Raw genomic sequence first — 15,549 nt, forward strand, 5'->3', positions numbered from 1 at the left:
TACTGTACGTGCGGTTGCATGGAGCGGTTTCACATATTTCTCTGAAAAAAATCACAGCTTGTGCTCCAGTTTTTTCCTAAGGAATTCCCGTCCGCGATGCACCCGCGTCTTCACCGTCGTTACGGGCATGTCCAGCACATCGGAAATTTCCTGCAAGGAGAGATCCTGCAGATAACGCAGAATCATCACCGACTTATATTTGACGGGCAGCGTCGCGATGGATTCTTGAATAAGCCGCTGCGTCTCCGACAGCAGCAATTCGCTCTCCGGCGTTCTGTCGTCGCTCGGAAGCATCGAATAGCCGTCCAACCCCTCATGATCGCCCGATTCGGCATCCAGCGAATAGACGGCCTTTCTTTTCCGCAGCCGATCAATGCAAAGATTGGTCGCAATGCGGTAGATCCAGGTGGAAAATTTCTGATTTTCGTCATACCGGTCCAGGTTTTTGTATACCCGAAGGAAGGCCTCCTGTACGACGTCCTCCGCCTCCTGACGGTTTCCCGTCATCCGGTAAGCCAGATGATACAGCTTGTCCTTGTACATATCCACGATCTCGGCGAAGGCGCGCTGATCCCCCTTCAGGGCCAGACGCGCCAGCCGTGTCTCAACTGGCTTCAAAGTTGCGACTCACCTTCTTTCCCGTCCGTCACCAATTGCTGCGATTTGCCTTGCGCCGCTCTGATTCCCGCAAGAATTAGCGCAACTCCCGCGCCCTGCCAGAGGGTCAGAGGCTCGCCCAGGAGAAAGTATGCAGCGATAATGGCAGCCGGAAGCTCCATCGAGCCAAGCAAAGCCGCCATTCCTCCTCCGAGCCGGGGAATACCGTAGTTAAAACAGAAAAAGGGAAAAGCGGTACCCACGATTCCCAATAGCGTTCCCCAACCGAATAGTCCGATGCTGAAGCCCTCCCCCGCCAGCGCGGGAAAGTGCAGAAGCAGGACGAACAGGAAGGAAGCGGTCGACATGACTGCGGATTTCGCCATCGGATCGAGTCGAACCGGCAGAAACCCCGTCAGGAAGAAGAATAAGCTATAGGTTATCGCCGACAGGAGCCCCAGCAGTATGCCCACGCCGTCCGCGCGGCTTAAATCCTGCTCCAGCAGCCCCACCGCCAGCACGGTGCCGACCGCGATGCACAGCAGCGCGACAAGCTCCGGCTTGCTCGGCCATTGTCGACGGCGAATGCTTTCTAGCAGAATCGTAATCCACGTAAACTGAAAAAGCAAGACGATTCCGAGCGATGCGTCCAAACGCGACAAAGCTTCGTTGTAGAATACGGTCGTAAGCGACAAGCCCGCTATTCCGATTATAGCGAGCTTGAGCCAGGCTTGCCACGTTTCCGCTAGAGCTCCAGCCTTCCTGCGCCGTCTGCCCAGCCCGACGGCCGCCCACAACAGGGCAGCTCCCGAGAGCACCTGCATGCAGGTAAGCCCGGCTACGCCCAGCCCGTCCTGAACCGCGAGCTTGAACAATGGGGCCAACAGTCCGTAGCTTGCCGCCCCCGCCAACACCAGCAAGATGGCGAGGAAAGAATTCCTCGTACTGTCCATCCAAGACCAACCTTCCTTAGGGACAAAAGAAAAGCCCGGGTAGAGCCCCGGGCCTTCCTTCTGCGTTATGAATCAGCCCGTATTGCGCAGTCCCGCCGCTATGCCGTTGATCGTCAGCAGCACCTCGCGCAGAAGCTCGGCGTCGTCGCCGTTTTGCGCGCGCAAGCCCCTTAGCTCTGTCAGCAATTGTACTTGCATGTAGCTCAACGGATCGACATAAGGGTTGCGCAGGCGAATCGACTCTTGAATGACCGGCACATTGTCGAGAATGTCCTCTTGGCCGGTAATCAAAAGAATCATTTCTTTCGTCTTCGCGTATTCTTCTTCAATCTGCGTGAAGATGCGGGCTTTAATCGTCTCGTCCTCGATCATGCCGGCGTATTGCCGCGCAATCATCAGATCGGCCTTGCCCAGCGCCATCTGCAGGTTATCGATCAGCGATCTGAAGAACGAGTACTCCCGATACATCGTCTTCAAGGTTTCCAGACGTTCCGAGTCGCCGTTCACGAACTTCGAGAAGGCCGTTCCCGCAGCGTACCAAGCCGGCAGAAGATAACGGCTTTGCGTCCAGGCGAACACCCAAGGAATTGCGCGCAGATCCTCGAAGCGGTCGCTGCCCTTGCGCTTGGAAGGCCGCGATCCGATGTTCAGCTCGCCTACCTCCGGCAGCGGAGTCGATTCCTTGAAGAACGTCATGAAGTCGGGATCGCGGAAGATGAGATCCTGATATTTGGTCTGCGCATCGACGGATATGTCGCGCATAATCTCTTCCCATTGCGTCTCAATAGAGCTCTCTTGCGCCGGATTGCGGGACAAGTATGCCCCCGTAATCAAGGCTCCCGTAGCCTGCTCCAGGCTTCGGTAGGCGATTCCCCTCATCGAATAGCGGGAGGACAATACCTCGCCTTGCTCCGTAATCTTGATGCCTCCGCCGATCGTATGCGGCGGCTGCGCGAGAATGCTCCGGTTCAGCGGCATGCCGCCCCGTCCCAACGCGCCTCCGCGTCCATGGAAAAACTTGAGAAGCACGTTATGCGCCTTGGCCGTACGCGTCAGCTCGTTCAGCGCAACCCGCAGCTCCCAGTTCGCCGTGACCATGCCGCCGTCCTTGTTGCTATCGGAGTACCCGAGCATGATTTCGTGGAGATTGCCCATTGCCGCCAAGCTCTCGCGGTAGACCGGAAGGTTGAACAGCGTATCCATGATCTGCGGCGCGGCGTGAAGATCGTCAATCGTTTCGAACAAGGGAGCCGCCTGCAGCGTGCATACGACCTTCCCGTTCTCATCGCGGCGGAAAATTCCCGCTTCCTTGGCGAACACCATCACTTCCAGAATATCGCTGGCCGCTTCAGACATACTGATCAGATAGCTTGTAATGCAGCCTACGCCGAACTCCTGCTGCGCCCTGTAGATCGTGTGGTACACATCCAGACATTCCTTGCTCGATTCGCTGAGCTCGATTCCTGCCGATAGAAGCGGCTTGTCGCTGCTGAGCAATCCGTGCAGCAGGTCGATCTTCTCCTGCTCCGACAGCTCCGGATAGCTCGCCGCAACGTCGGTCTTGGACAGCAGCTCCGCCATCGTGTTCTCATGCTCCTTGCTGTGCTGGCGCACATCCAGCGCGGCAAGGTGGAAGCCGAACAGCTCTACCTGGCGAATCAGCTTCTTCAGGTACGCGTTCGCTACGAAATCGGCATAATGATGACGCAGGCTGCGATCGAGAATCTCGATATCGGCCGTAAAGTCCGCTACCGTATGATAGCGCTGCTTCGTGCCGATAAATTCGTCTTCCCTCATGTTCTGCAGCTTCTGCAGCATATATCTGAGCTTGACCCGATACGGCTCCTTATCGTTGGTCCACGGCTCCACCGTCCGCAGCTTCACATTAAGGCCGTCCTCGCGGATCGATTGGTGCAGCTCTTCCGTGACCTCTACAATCGTCGTGCTGAAGCTCAGCTGGCGACCGATCTCGCGAAGGCTGTTCTCGTACTTATGAATGACCAGGTTGCGCTGCATCTTGAGCGTCTGCCAGGTCACATCCGACGTAACCGAAGGATTGCCGTCCCGGTCTCCGCCGATCCACGAGCCGAACTGCAAATAGGTCGGCACGTGCCATTGGACTTCCGGGTAATATTTTTCCAAGCAGCGTTCCAGCTCTTCATATACATCCGGAAGCACCTCGAACAGCGTCTCGTGAAAGTAGTACATGCCGTTGCGCACTTCGTCGAGCACGGTCGGCTTGCGTTCCCGCAGCTCGTCGGTCTGCCAGAGCGTCAGCACCTCGTTCATAAGCTTCTCGCGAAGCTTCTCCCGCTCGCGATAAGTGAGCGTCGGATTATCCAGCTCCATCACCTCGTCGGCGATGCGCTTGTGGATATCCAGCACGTCTCTGCGCGTCGCTTCCGTCGGATGCGCCGTCATCACCAGCTCCAGAGAAATGCCGTTCAGCAGTTGGCGAACCTGTTCCACGGGAAGGTTCTTCTCCTTCAAATCCTGCACGACGCTCTCAATCGAGCCCGGCTGAACCGATTCGCCGGCCGAACGCTCGTAATCGCGCTTGCGGCGAATCCGATGATTCTGTTCCGCGATATTGACCAATTGAAAGTAGATGGCGAATGCCCGAATTACCTGATGCCGAATGCCCGGCTCCAGGCCTCGAACCGTTTGAATAAAGCCCTCGTACAATTCGGGCAAATACTCCGCGCGCAGCGCTTTGCTCATCTCCCGAATCTTCTCAACATGCTCCAGCAACTCCCGACCGCCCTGATGCACCAGCACTTCACCCAGTATATTACCCAGGAAGCGCACATCCCTGCGCAGCAGATGATTAGAAGAAGAACGTTGAGCTGCAGTCGTTTCCGTCATCATACCCACCCCAAACCTTGCATTTCGTTATTAGGTTGCTTATCCGTCCGTCAAGACGGGAATTGCCCACGCATCGACCGATACAACAGGAGTCCTCTGCCGGACGGCAGTCTCGGCACTTTTCGAATAAAAACTCTAACCTTTATCATACTACAATGATCGTCGAAAATCTTCTTAAAATTCAGGATATCGCCGTAAAATATCGTTTAGACCGTCCGGCAACGGGGTAAAAAGAAGCAGCGGCGCCTTACATCGCATACTGCGCAATCCTTGGATCGTTAGGAGAGGTGTACAATGAAAAGGATGAATTTCCCGCTCAAGGAATATCTCGTTATCCTCACGTTGGCAGCAGCCTCCTTAAAAAAAGAGCAACGCGACTAGCCGACGTAAGCTTAACAACATAAAAAGCCCTCTTCGCGAGGGCTTTATTCGTTGCTTCATGAAATTGTGATTGTAATGGTCGGGACGACACGATTCGAACATGCGACCCCCTGGTCCCAAACCAGGTGCTCTACCAAGCTGAGCTACGTCCCGATGAATAAGCCTGCAGGGTTAAAAAAAAGCCCCGCTTAAGGAAGCTTACGATTATGTAATGGAGCGGGTGATGGGAATCGAACCCACGCTATCAGCTTGGAAGGCTGAAGTTCTACCATTGAACTACACCCGCGTATGATGATGGTCGGGACGACACGATTCGAACATGCGACCCCCTGGTCCCAAACCAGGTGCTCTACCAAGCTGAGCTACGTCCCGACAATGTTCATTTTGTAAAAATGGCGCGCCCTGAGAGATTCGAACTCCCGGCCTTTTGATTCGTAGTCAAACGCTCTATCCAGCTGAGCTAAGGGCGCATCTTATGGAGCGGAAAACGGGGCTCGAACCCGCGACCTTCTCGTTGGCAACGAGATGCTCTACCACTGAGCTATTTCCGCATTTGGGAGGTTGCCGCCACTCTTGCCTTCAGTCGTTAGCGCTTTGAGCGACAAGAAATAATATATCAAAGATATTTCCGCATTGCAAGCATTTCGTCCAAATTTTTTTTATTTTTTTTGAAGCGGCGTTTAACGGCCTAAAACGCCTCTTTATTCCCTCCCCCTTCCCTCCCGCTCCAAAGACTCGCTTGCAAGCAAAAAACAACACCCTCCATTACGGATCATCAAGCCTATTTGTTATGTTTTATAACACGTTATTGACGTTTATTTTGTCCTTATGCTAAATTTATGTAAATTAATAACATAAATCCACATCATGATGCGCTTTTATTGTTCGAACTCAGTTTTAACGTCATGTTTAATTACATAAACATGATGAAATCAAATTTTATGGAGGCGATCCGCAATGCATCTGACTCATCAGGAGCGCGACAAATTATTGCTGTACCTGGCTTCGGAGCTGGCCCAAAAAAGGCTTGCGCGCGGAGTAAAGCTTAATTATCCGGAAGCGGTCGCTTTGATCTCCGGCTACGTCATCGAAGGGGCAAGAGACGGAAAATCCGTTGCCGCTCTCATGGAGGAAGCCCGGCACCTGCTCGGCGCCGATCAAGTGATGGAGGGAATCGCCTCCCTTCTGTCCGAGGTGCAGGTGGAAGCTACGTTCCCGGACGGAACGAAGCTCGTATCGGTTCACGATCCGATTCGCGGACCCGGCGAGCTTATCGCAGGCGAATACGATCTGCGCGAGGAGCCGATATCGCTCGTTCCCGATCGCCCCCGCATGCAGCGCGCAGTGACCAACACCGGCGATCGGCCGATTCAGGTCGGCTCCCACTTCCACTTTTACGAGACGAACCCCGCGCTTGCCTTCGATCGCGATGGCGTTCAAGGCTACCGCCTCGATATCCCCTCCGGCCTGTCGGTTCGGTTCGAGCCGGGGGAAACCAGAACCGTGGACCTCGTCCAGATCGGCGGAACTAGAGAAGTCCATGGATTTGCAGGTCTGATTAACGGAAGGGTGGACGTATGAGAACGATTGATCGCGCAACCTATGCCAGCATGTATGGACCGACAACCGGAGACCGCGTGCGCCTTGCGGATACTTCGCTATGGATAGAAATCGAGAAGGACTTCACCGTATATGGAGACGAGTGCGTCTTCGGAGGCGGCAAAGTCATTCGCGACGGAATGGGACAGCATCCGTTGGCAACCCGCGGGGAAGGCGTGCTCGACCTTGTTCTGACCAACGCTCTTATCCTCGATCATTGGGGGATTGTCAAAGCCGACATCGGCGTTAGGGACGGGATAATCTGCGGCATCGGCAAGGCCGGCAATCCGTATATGATGGACGGCGTTACGCCCGGGATGATCATCGGAGTCGGCACGGAGGTCATATCCGCGGAAAATCTGATCGTAACCGCAGGAGGCGTGGACAGCCACGTTCACTTCATCAGTCCTCAGCAAGTGGAAATCGCGCTGCAGAGCGGCGTTACCACCTTCGTAGGCGGCGGCACCGGACCCGCAACCGGGACGCTGGCCACCAACTGCACCTCCGGCGTCTGGAATCTGCAGCGCATGCTGCAGGCCACGGATGCGCTGCCGATTAATCTGGTGTTTCTAGGCAGAGGAAACAGCTCGAATCCGCAAGCGCTGATCGAGCAAGTAAACGCCGGAGCGGCAGGGTTAAAGATTCACGAGGATTGGGGCAGCACGCCCTACGTTATCGACAAGTGCATGAGCGTAGCGGAGCAATTGGACGTTCAGGTCAACATTCATACCGACACACTTAATGAAGCGGGCTTCGTAGAGGATAGCCTGAACGCCTTCAAGGGAAGAACCATTCATACGTATCATACCGAAGGCGCCGGCGGCGGCCATGCGCCGGATTTGCTTCGCGTAGCCTCCATGCCGAACGTGCTTCCTTCCTCCACCAGCCCGACGATGCCTTATACAGTCAACACCGTAGACGAGCATCTGGATATGCTCATGATCTGCCACCACCTCGACCCTCGCATTCCCGAGGATGTCGCTTTCGCCGCTTCGCGTATCCGCGCGGAGACGATCGGGGCCGAAGATATCCTCCACGATATCGGCGCGATCAGCATGACCAGCTCCGACTCCCAGGCGATGGGGCGCGTCGGCGAAGTGGCGATGAGAACCTGGCAGACGGCGGACAAAATGAAAAAGCAACGCGGCCCGCTCGGCTCCGACGCCTCCTCGGACAACAATCGGGTCAAACGATATATCGCCAAGTACACGATCAACCCGGCAATCGCTCATGGCATCTCCGCTTACGTCGGATCGATCAAGGTCGGCAAAATGGCGGATCTCGTCCTGTGGAAGCCTGCCTTCTTCGGAGCCAAGCCGGAGCTGGTGCTTAAAAGCGGGATGATCGTTCACGCCGGCATGGGCGATCCGAACGCCTCCATCGCCACGCCGCAGCCCTATATGTACCGTCCGATGTTCGGAAGCTACGGCGGAGCGCAAGCGGCGCTCAGCGCAACCTTCGTATCGCAAGCCTCTCTCGCCAACGGGACATTGGAGCCGCTTGGCCTGCGCAAGCAGCTCCTTCCCGTCCGGAATTGCCGCGGGATATCCAAGAAGGATTTGATCCACAATGTGGAGACGCCCGACATTGCCGTCGATCCGCAGACGTATGCGGTAACCGTCAACGGCGAGAAGCTGGTTTCCGCCCCCGTCGATTTCCTCCCTCTCGCGCAACGTTATTCCCTCTTGTAATGAAAAAAAAGGAGAAAGGCTCCCCTCAGCCTTTCTCCTTTTCATCCCTGCAGAAAACAATATAATCCAGCACTGCCGGACTGCCCATTCGCGCTGTGACAGCGCGGTTGATCTGTCCCCGATGATATTGGCCGTGCAGAGCCACATGAGCGAGAATATCCCGCACAGTGTCTTGGAACGGAACGCCGCTCTGGCTCGAATAGCGAACGGTCGCATCCAGCTTCTCCTCCGTCAATCGGCCGATATAGTCTCGGTAGCGACGTTCGTTATTTTGAATCTGCTCCCTCAACGCAGGCAGTTCCGCTTCTCCCCACAAGATCAGGTGCCCGCTCGAATTCCCCTCCAGACGGGTAATCCATACCTCCTCCGCCACGACAATATGGCGAAGCAGGCGGACGATCTCCGTATCCGCGTCTTCTCTTCCGCTCAAATCCGTGAACAGCCGCTCGTTAGCCCAGAATAAGTGCTCCATCATTCGAACGATCGTTTTCATCCTTGCCTCCGCCTTTCCGCCTTATAACGAACCTTCGTTCGCCTGCCGTTCATTCGGGTCAGTTCCATTCTCTTCTTCCCCCTGCAAGAATGCCAGAGGCTCCGGCAACGGCCCGCCGCACGACTTCCTCACATGCAGACTTCCCTTGAAAACAACAAGCTGAGAATCGGGCGAAGCCGTCGTCTGCCCCGATTTGATTTGGTCAAGCAGCATTTCCGCCGCTTTCCGGCCCATGCGGCCGACAGGATGCTCGAACGTGGTTAACGGCGAAGGAAGAAAATCGGTGAAATTAACATCATCGATCAGCACCAGCGCAATATCCTCGGGAAACCGAATCCCATTCTCCATCATATAGCTCAGGACTTCCATTAGAATCAAGTCGTTGCCTGCTAGCAAAGCGGTCGGACGATCCTCCAGGGTCAGCATCCGCGCCAGCTCCGGTATCGCTTCGTCGATACGCGTGCTCTTGATGTACTCCGGGCGGATCGGAATGCCGTGATCGCGCAGCGCGGCCTCGTAGCCCTCGATACGCTCTGCGCGCGAGCTGATATGGCGAGGCGGCGTCATGATGGCAATCCTTTCATGACCGTGGGCAATCAGATGCGACGTACAGATATAGGAGGAGCCGATGTTATCCATGACGACGGTAGGGAGGGGAAGTCCTTCCATTTTGCGATCGAGAAAAACAACCGGATAATGATCGTCTACGAACCGCTGATACAGCTCCATGTTATTGCATGTCGGAACGATGATCAGGCCGTCGACCTGCTTGGCGATAAGCATCTCCACGTACTTCTTTTCCTTGGACGGATCCTCGTCCGTATTGCAAATAATTACGTGATAGTCATGGTGGTGGCAGTAATCCTCAATAGCGCGGGTCACTTCAGTCGAGAAACGATGGAGAAGATTGGCCACGATCACGCCGATCGTTGCCGTTGTTTTTTGCTTGAGACTTCTGGCCAGAATATTGGGCTGATAGCCCAGCTCGTCAATCGCAGCTTCAATTCTGGCCTTGGTCTCGGCAGACATATACTCGTAGCGATGATTCAAGTACTGCGACACGGTGCTTTTGGAGACGTTCGAAGACTTGGCCACATCAGACAAAGTCGCTCTTTTCCCTTTTGCCATGACTTCCCCACCTAAACCGATATTTCATGCTTGCATCAAAAAGTTGAACTAACCGTTCCTTCGGACATCCTGGCCTTTATGAAAGCCCGGGCCGCCCGCCGCCATATAGCCGCCGCTGCGCCCTTCCTCGTCTGCCGTTATCCAGAACGCATATAAGGATGCCTTCTCCAGATAAAAACGCAGCTTTATTGTACGATTCGCCACCGCTTCCAGATTTCCTCCAATCCAGCGGATCTGTACGCAGGTGCTGTCCACTCCGATCGGCTCGCATTGATCCTTGGAGAAACCGGGAATAACCTCTCCCGCTTCGTCCAGCACCTCGGCGTAAAACTTTCCTTGCGCGGCATCCGCATTGACGAACAGACGATCGCCCGAGAAAATCAGCTTCTTCGTCGTCACGCTGCCGCCTTGACCGTCATCCGTCAAGGAGGAGAAGCCGTCTCTCCGCAGCTTCGCAAGGCCCAGAGAGCCTCCCGCATATTCATGGACGCCCAGATTGGGGGAAACTCCGGAGAACATGGAAACATACATATACAGTTCGTCCCCCACGACCAGACATACCCCGTTGGGGGAATGCGCATAGCCATTGTCCCAGCGTCCCGCCACCTTGGAGGAGGCGATAAAAGGCTCATAGGTCGGACGCTCCCAGTGAAACCCGTCACGGCTGAAAGCAAGCTTGAGATCGGTGATCTTCAGGCTTCCGGTTCGTTCGCAGACCGTGTTCGGCGGGCCGAGGAAGACGGTGTACACGCCTAGCATAAGACTCTCATACGGCGTAGCGTCCAGATTGTACAGCTGCGTATAATAGCCAAGCTCGGGATCGGGTCTGTCGTAGATATCCGTTCGGGCCCAGTAACGAATGTCCTCGGCCTTCCATTGCGTCCCGTGGAAGAAATCCTCCGTCTCATAATATCCTCGGGTTCGTACGCGGCTGTCCAAGGCCGAGAACGTTCTTAAGCTGAACACCCACTTCCGCGTAAACGGATTATAGAAGAAGGTCGAATTATCCCCGGCCATCCCCGTCTCGCCGGCCTCCGCCCAATCGATGCCATTAGCCGACTTGTACAGCTTGATCATCTCCTTCGGGGGAACGGAGCCGGGGACATCATGGAAGTGCTTGGGCATGGTCAGATAGGTTACCGGCTCCTCGCCGAACTTGCGGAAGAAGACCATCATTTTGTACCTCTCGTCCGGCTCGGCAGCGTGATAATCAATCCACACCGCCGCTCCGTCGCGCAGCGCGCCTTGCTCCTCCGGAATGACCCGATCGTTCGCGCGAGTCGCATCGATCTCCGTCAGTCTTGTCCAATGAATCCCGTCATTGCTTTCCGCATACGCCACGCCGTCAAACCAGCCTGCCTGATACCACATCTTGAATTTGCCGTCCTCGTCATCATAGAAGATGCCGTCATTAAACGGACAGGCGCAAGGAATATTTCCGCCATCCATTTCCAACGGTGTTTCCGGAACGAAGACCGGCTGCTCCGCAAGCGTCGGCTGATGGAAGACCCGGTTCAAATCAGTCGTCTCAATAAGAAAATCGTCTACGAACAGCTGCCTGCCCAGGGCAATATTCACGACATCCGGCCATTGCTTTCGGTGCTCCTTGGAAGGAGGCTGATCCAGTGTCGTCTCGACGATGCGCGGCGGCCATTGCGCCGGCAGCTCCACATGATTGTATAGCTTCATTCTGCGTCACGCTCCTTCTATTGCAAGTTCGTATGCCGTCTGGCCATCAGCTCCTGCGGGTCCAAGGCCGACGCCCGCACGATATGAATCATTACCGCATCAAGCAGCAGATGCAGGCTTTGGTCGAACTGATTGCCGAGCGGCTGAATGGTCTCCGGTTCGTCTGCCAGGCGCCGTTTCGTCGCCGCGGGCAGTCGCAGAACAAAGTCGCTGCTTTCGGCCAGCTGCGAGGCCTCATTCGTGGTGATCAGCACAACGTCAGCCCCTGCCCGCTTGGCCTGGCCGACATACAGCTGTATGCTGCCCGTCGTGCCCGAGCCCGAGATCGCAAGCAGCATATCTCCCTGTTCGACATTGGGAGTAATCGTCTCGCCAACGACAAAAGCCGGATAATCGGCATGCATTAGCCGCATGGCGAACGCCTTGCCCATTAGGCCCGATCGGCCTTCTCCCGCTATGAAGATCCGCTTGGCATGGCGAATTCTCTCCGCGAAGGCCAGACACTTCTCTTCGTCGACGTTCCGCAATACGCCCGTAATCTCCTCCAGAATGCCCGTAAACAATGCTTTCATCCTGTCATTTCCCCCCGTATCCGTTGCGCGGCCGCTCTTCGATCCGTTGCGCCTGTAATGGCGCCGCCCACAATCAGCACATCGGGCCGATAGGGAACAAGCCGCGCTATCGTGTGCTCGTTGACGCCTCCCGCATAGGAGAAGCGGGCATCGGGCAGCGTGCGAAGATGCTCCATGAACGGAACATCCGCAGCAGCCTGCCCGGATTGCTCCTGCATGTCCTTGCCGCGGTGCACCGAGAACAGCCTCGCCCCAAGTTCATAGAGACGGTCGATTCGTTCGACGTCGACCACACCCAATAAATCAATCATAACTTGCTTGCCTTGCTGCTCGGCTATGCGCAACGCTTCTGTGATGGTCCTGTCGTCCGCGAAGGCCATGACCGTCGTCACATCCGCTCCTGCCAGAAAAGCCTGGCTGGATTCGCTTTTCCCGGCGTCGCAGGTTTTCATATCGGCCACAAGAACCGCATCGGGCCAATTCTTCTTTATCCTCGTTACAATAGCCATGCCGTATTGCTTGATGACGCCCGTTCCAACTTCAATCCACTCTGCCAGATCGCCAATCTCGTTCAATACCAGTAGACATTCTTCCTCCGTCAATCGATCCAGCGCCACCTGCAGCTTCACGGAGCATCACCGCCTATCGTTCCAATATTTCGCTTGCTTCCACTTCCTCATAATAAGGAAGACCTTCGTTGTCTCCGGACACGCTCACAACCATGGACCCGACTTTATTGGCGAATGCGGCTATTCGCTCTAACGGCCAATCCCTCAAGTGGCCCAGCAGAAATCCGGCATTAAAGCCATCCCCGGCCCCGACCGTATCCACCACTTGCGGAACTTGCACAGCCGGCATGCGGATGACCTCCTGCCGCGAGGCTACCGTGCATCCTCTTTCTCCCTGCTTGATCGCGATGCGGGAAATGCCGTACTTCCTGAATTCAGCCAGCATTTCGTCGAGATCGCCGGTTCCCAGCAGCAGGGCCGCTTCTTCTTCTCCGGTCAGCAGGATGTCGACATCCGGCAGCAGCGCAGTGAGCGCCGCCCTCGCCTCCTCCTTCGACCATAGCCTCAAGCGAATGTTCGGATCGAAGGACACCAGAACATCATGCTCTTTGGCTAACCGAATAGCTCTCCTGATGACGGACATATCATCCTTGCGAATCGCGGAGAACACCCCCGTAATATGCAATACCCGAGAGCGTTTAATATAATCCGCATGAATATCCGCCTCAGATATCGTTAACGTCGGCGAATCGGCTCTATAGTAGAAGGTCCGGCCGCTTCCGTCTTCGCGAATTTCCTTGAAATTGACGGATGTGGCGTAGGACTCCAGCAATTCAACCTGGGTGACGTCGATGCCTTCTCCCCGGGCATAATGGTAGACGTATTTGCCAAACTCATCATTGCCAAGACGGCTGATCCAGCCGGTTCTGAGCCCCAATCTAGCGCAGCCGATCGCCAGATTCAGCTCCGCCCCTCCCACCTTGCGCTCGAATTCGTTGACATGACGCAACGGTCCCTTGCTGCGGGGATTCATGGTTACCATTCCGTCACCTATCGTAATGACATCCAAATCCTTCTTCAAGGCAATCTCTCTTTTCTGTAGGTATAGTCTCCGTTGCTATTTTACCGCTCCTTGGGTTACTCCCTGGATAATGAACCGCTGCACGAACAGATAAATAATGAGCACCGGCATAATGGTCAACAGGATGCCGGGCAGGAATTTGGAATAATCCGTGGAGTAAATATCTTTGAACACCTGAATGGCAAGCGGCAGCGTCAGATAGGCCTTGCCCGCATTCTGCAACACGATCAACGGCAGCAGGAAGTCGTTCCAGATCCACAAGACATGCAGAATGCCGATGGTCACCGAAGTAGGCAGTACGATCGGAAGCACGATTTTGAAGAAAGTCTGTCTACCGTTGCAGCCGTCGATAAGCGAAGCCTGCTCAAGCTCCAGCGGAACGCTTTTGATAAAGCCATGATAAATAAACACGGCCAGCGGCGTGCCGAACCCGATATACATAAAGATCAGCGTTGGATGCGGCGCTCCGCTAATCCAGCCCAGCATCTTCCCGTACACGCTGACGAGCGGGATCATGATCGCCTGAAAGGGAATGATCATGGACGACACCATCAACAAAAACATGCCGTTGTTGAACCTGGTGCGGTTGCGCACAAAATAATGGGCCGTCATAGACGAGAACAGTAAAATGATGAGCACGCTGGTCAACGTAATGAACACTGTATTTAATAAACTGCCGAAGTAATTCATCTGATCGATGGCCAGTTTGAAATTTTCGAAATGGAATGTCGTCGGGAAGCTCATGGGCGATTCGATAATCTCCGCATTGGACTTGAACGCATTCAACAGCAGCAGCGCAAAAGGAAACACAAACAGTAGAAAGGCCAGCAGTACGATCACATATACCGGGAGCTTCCGAATCCATAACGTGATAGGCACTAGTGTTCGACCTCCATTTTCTTGCTGAAATACACCTGCGTAATCGTAATGATCGCGACGATCAGGAACAGGACGAACGCCTCTGCCTGGCCCAGCCCGTAGTTATAGCTGCGGAACGCCTTGTCAAACACATGCATCGAGGTCATGACCGTGCTTCCGTAGGGCCCGCCTTCGGTTAACGAAAAGTTGAGATCGTAGACCATGAAGCTGCGTTGCAAAGACAAAAAGATCGTCACGATAAAGGAAGGTACCATCAGCGGCAGAATCATGCGCAGCAATTGCTTCCACTTTCCAGCCCCATCGATGGTGGCCGCTTCCATAATATCTTTAGGCACATTCATTAATCCGGCAATGAAGATGACCATCATGTAACCCGCATAGTGCCATACCGTAACCACTACAAGAGCCCAGAAAGCCAATTTTTCATTGCCGAGCCAGGATTTGCTGAACAGCTCCCAGCCGAATTGATCGCCAATCTTCACGAAGAAATTGTGAAAAATAAACTGCCATAAGAAACCGAGCACCAGCCCGCCGATGAGACTCGGAGCAAAAAACGAAGCCCGAAGGAAATTCTGCCGCTTCATCCATGTGACCAACAAATAGGAGAGCATAAATCCTATTCCATTAATGAGGAGAACCGATACCGCCACATATCGAAGGGTCAGCGCCATGGACTTCCAGAAGGCCTCGTCGCGAAATACATCCAGGTAATTAGTCATGCCGACGAAGGGCATCTCCGACGCAATCCCGTCCCACTTGAAGAACGTGAGATAAATCCCGTATACAAAAGGAACAATCATGACAGCCGCAAATATGCTAATCGCCGGACCGGTATAAAAGAGTTGCCTCCCCGTGTTTCTGAACAAATTTTTCTTCGCATTCAACACGATCACTCCAGTTCTTCCTCATCAAGTAAAAACGGCTTCGCCGACCTTTAGTAAGGCGACAGACGTTTTGTATCGCGCTATCAGATGAGTATAAAGGAGGTCTGCATCTTATACTTTCTGATAGTTCAAGTAAAAACGGCTTCGCCGACCTTTAGTAAGGCGACAGACGTTTTGTATCGCGCTATCAGATGAGTATAAAGGAGGTCTGCATCTTATACTTTCTGA

Annotated in this window: 13 protein-coding genes and 5 tRNA genes; 2 read left to right on the forward strand and 16 right to left on the reverse strand. The window is 54.6% G+C overall.

Annotated features, from left to right (window positions below; genetic code table 11):
• Window positions 1-51 precede the first annotated feature (51 nt).
• The 8 genes from sigW to ACFO1S_RS11425 all read right to left on the reverse strand — a co-directional run bounded on the left by sigW (window position 52) and on the right by ACFO1S_RS11425 (window position 5,347).
• On the reverse strand, window positions 52-618 hold the full coding sequence (gene sigW / locus ACFO1S_RS11390) for an RNA polymerase sigma factor SigW (protein WP_204606265.1): 567 nt from the start codon (window positions 616-618) through the stop codon (window positions 52-54).
• On the reverse strand, window positions 615-1,550 hold the full coding sequence (locus ACFO1S_RS11395) for an EamA family transporter (RefSeq protein ID WP_204606264.1): 936 nt from the start codon (window positions 1,548-1,550) through the stop codon (window positions 615-617). The genes sigW and ACFO1S_RS11395 overlap by 4 nt, the downstream gene beginning before the upstream one ends.
• Before the next feature lie 72 nt (window positions 1,551-1,622).
• On the reverse strand, window positions 1,623-4,415 hold the full coding sequence (gene ppc / locus ACFO1S_RS11400; protein ID WP_204606277.1) for a phosphoenolpyruvate carboxylase: 2,793 nt from the start codon (window positions 4,413-4,415) through the stop codon (window positions 1,623-1,625).
• 457 nt (window positions 4,416-4,872) lie between these two features.
• Window positions 4,873-4,949, reverse strand: a tRNA-Pro gene (locus ACFO1S_RS11405).
• 59 nt (window positions 4,950-5,008) lie between these two features.
• Window positions 5,009-5,082, reverse strand: a tRNA-Gly gene (locus ACFO1S_RS11410).
• A 9-nt stretch (window positions 5,083-5,091) separates the two neighbouring features.
• Window positions 5,092-5,168: transfer RNA gene (locus tag ACFO1S_RS11415), tRNA-Pro, on the reverse strand.
• Between the two features lie 21 nt (window positions 5,169-5,189).
• Window positions 5,190-5,266 (reverse strand) — tRNA-Arg (locus tag ACFO1S_RS11420).
• A 6-nt stretch (window positions 5,267-5,272) separates the two neighbouring features.
• Window positions 5,273-5,347 (reverse strand) — tRNA-Gly (locus ACFO1S_RS11425).
• A gap of 406 nt (window positions 5,348-5,753) precedes the next feature.
• Here ACFO1S_RS11425 and ureA point away from each other — a divergent pair.
• Window positions 5,754-6,377: an urease subunit gamma gene (gene ureA, locus ACFO1S_RS11430; protein WP_204606263.1), complete on the forward strand. Its 624-nt coding sequence runs from the start codon at window positions 5,754-5,756 to the stop codon at window positions 6,375-6,377.
• On the forward strand, window positions 6,374-8,086 hold the full coding sequence (gene ureC, locus ACFO1S_RS11435; RefSeq protein WP_204606262.1) for an urease subunit alpha: 1,713 nt from the start codon (window positions 6,374-6,376) through the stop codon (window positions 8,084-8,086). The genes ureA and ureC overlap by 4 nt, the downstream gene beginning before the upstream one ends.
• Before the next feature lie 25 nt (window positions 8,087-8,111).
• Here the strand turns inward: ureC and ACFO1S_RS11440 are convergent, their stop codons facing one another.
• From ACFO1S_RS11440 to ACFO1S_RS11475, 8 genes are read right to left on the reverse strand one after another with little or no spacing between them, the layout of a single operon-like run.
• Window positions 8,112-8,579 carry a DinB family protein gene (locus ACFO1S_RS11440; RefSeq protein ID WP_204606261.1) on the reverse strand — a complete coding sequence of 156 codons (468 nt, stop codon included), beginning with the start codon at window positions 8,577-8,579 and terminating at the stop codon, window positions 8,112-8,114.
• A gap of 21 nt (window positions 8,580-8,600) precedes the next feature.
• Window positions 8,601-9,707, reverse strand: coding sequence for a LacI family DNA-binding transcriptional regulator (locus ACFO1S_RS11445; RefSeq protein WP_204606260.1), 1,107 nt, complete (start codon window positions 9,705-9,707; stop codon window positions 8,601-8,603).
• 48 nt (window positions 9,708-9,755) lie between these two features.
• Complete coding sequence (locus ACFO1S_RS11450) at window positions 9,756-11,396, reverse strand: hypothetical protein (RefSeq protein ID WP_204606259.1); 1,641 nt, start codon at window positions 11,394-11,396, stop codon at window positions 9,756-9,758.
• Between the two features lie 17 nt (window positions 11,397-11,413).
• A complete protein-coding gene (gene hxlB, locus ACFO1S_RS11455) occupies window positions 11,414-11,968 on the reverse strand; it encodes a 6-phospho-3-hexuloisomerase (RefSeq protein ID WP_204606258.1) in 555 nt (184 codons plus the stop codon).
• Entirely contained in the window at window positions 11,965-12,597 is a 633-nt protein-coding gene (gene hxlA, locus ACFO1S_RS11460; protein WP_204606257.1) for a 3-hexulose-6-phosphate synthase, read from the reverse strand. The genes hxlB and hxlA overlap by 4 nt, the downstream gene beginning before the upstream one ends.
• Before the next feature lie 13 nt (window positions 12,598-12,610).
• Entirely contained in the window at window positions 12,611-13,558 is a 948-nt protein-coding gene (locus ACFO1S_RS11465; RefSeq protein WP_378126800.1) for a sugar kinase, read from the reverse strand.
• A 36-nt stretch (window positions 13,559-13,594) separates the two neighbouring features.
• Window positions 13,595-14,437: a carbohydrate ABC transporter permease gene (locus ACFO1S_RS11470; protein ID WP_204606256.1), complete on the reverse strand. Its 843-nt coding sequence runs from the start codon at window positions 14,435-14,437 to the stop codon at window positions 13,595-13,597.
• Window positions 14,437-15,330 carry a carbohydrate ABC transporter permease gene (locus ACFO1S_RS11475; protein ID WP_378126801.1) on the reverse strand — a complete coding sequence of 298 codons (894 nt, stop codon included), beginning with the start codon at window positions 15,328-15,330 and terminating at the stop codon, window positions 14,437-14,439. Before ACFO1S_RS11475 ends, ACFO1S_RS11470 begins: the two co-directional genes overlap by 1 nt.
• Window positions 15,331-15,549: the final 219 nt, after the last annotated feature.

It is taken from the genome of Cohnella boryungensis (assembly GCF_042651945.1).
GTDB lineage: Bacteria > Bacillota > Bacilli > Paenibacillales > Paenibacillaceae > Cohnella > Cohnella boryungensis.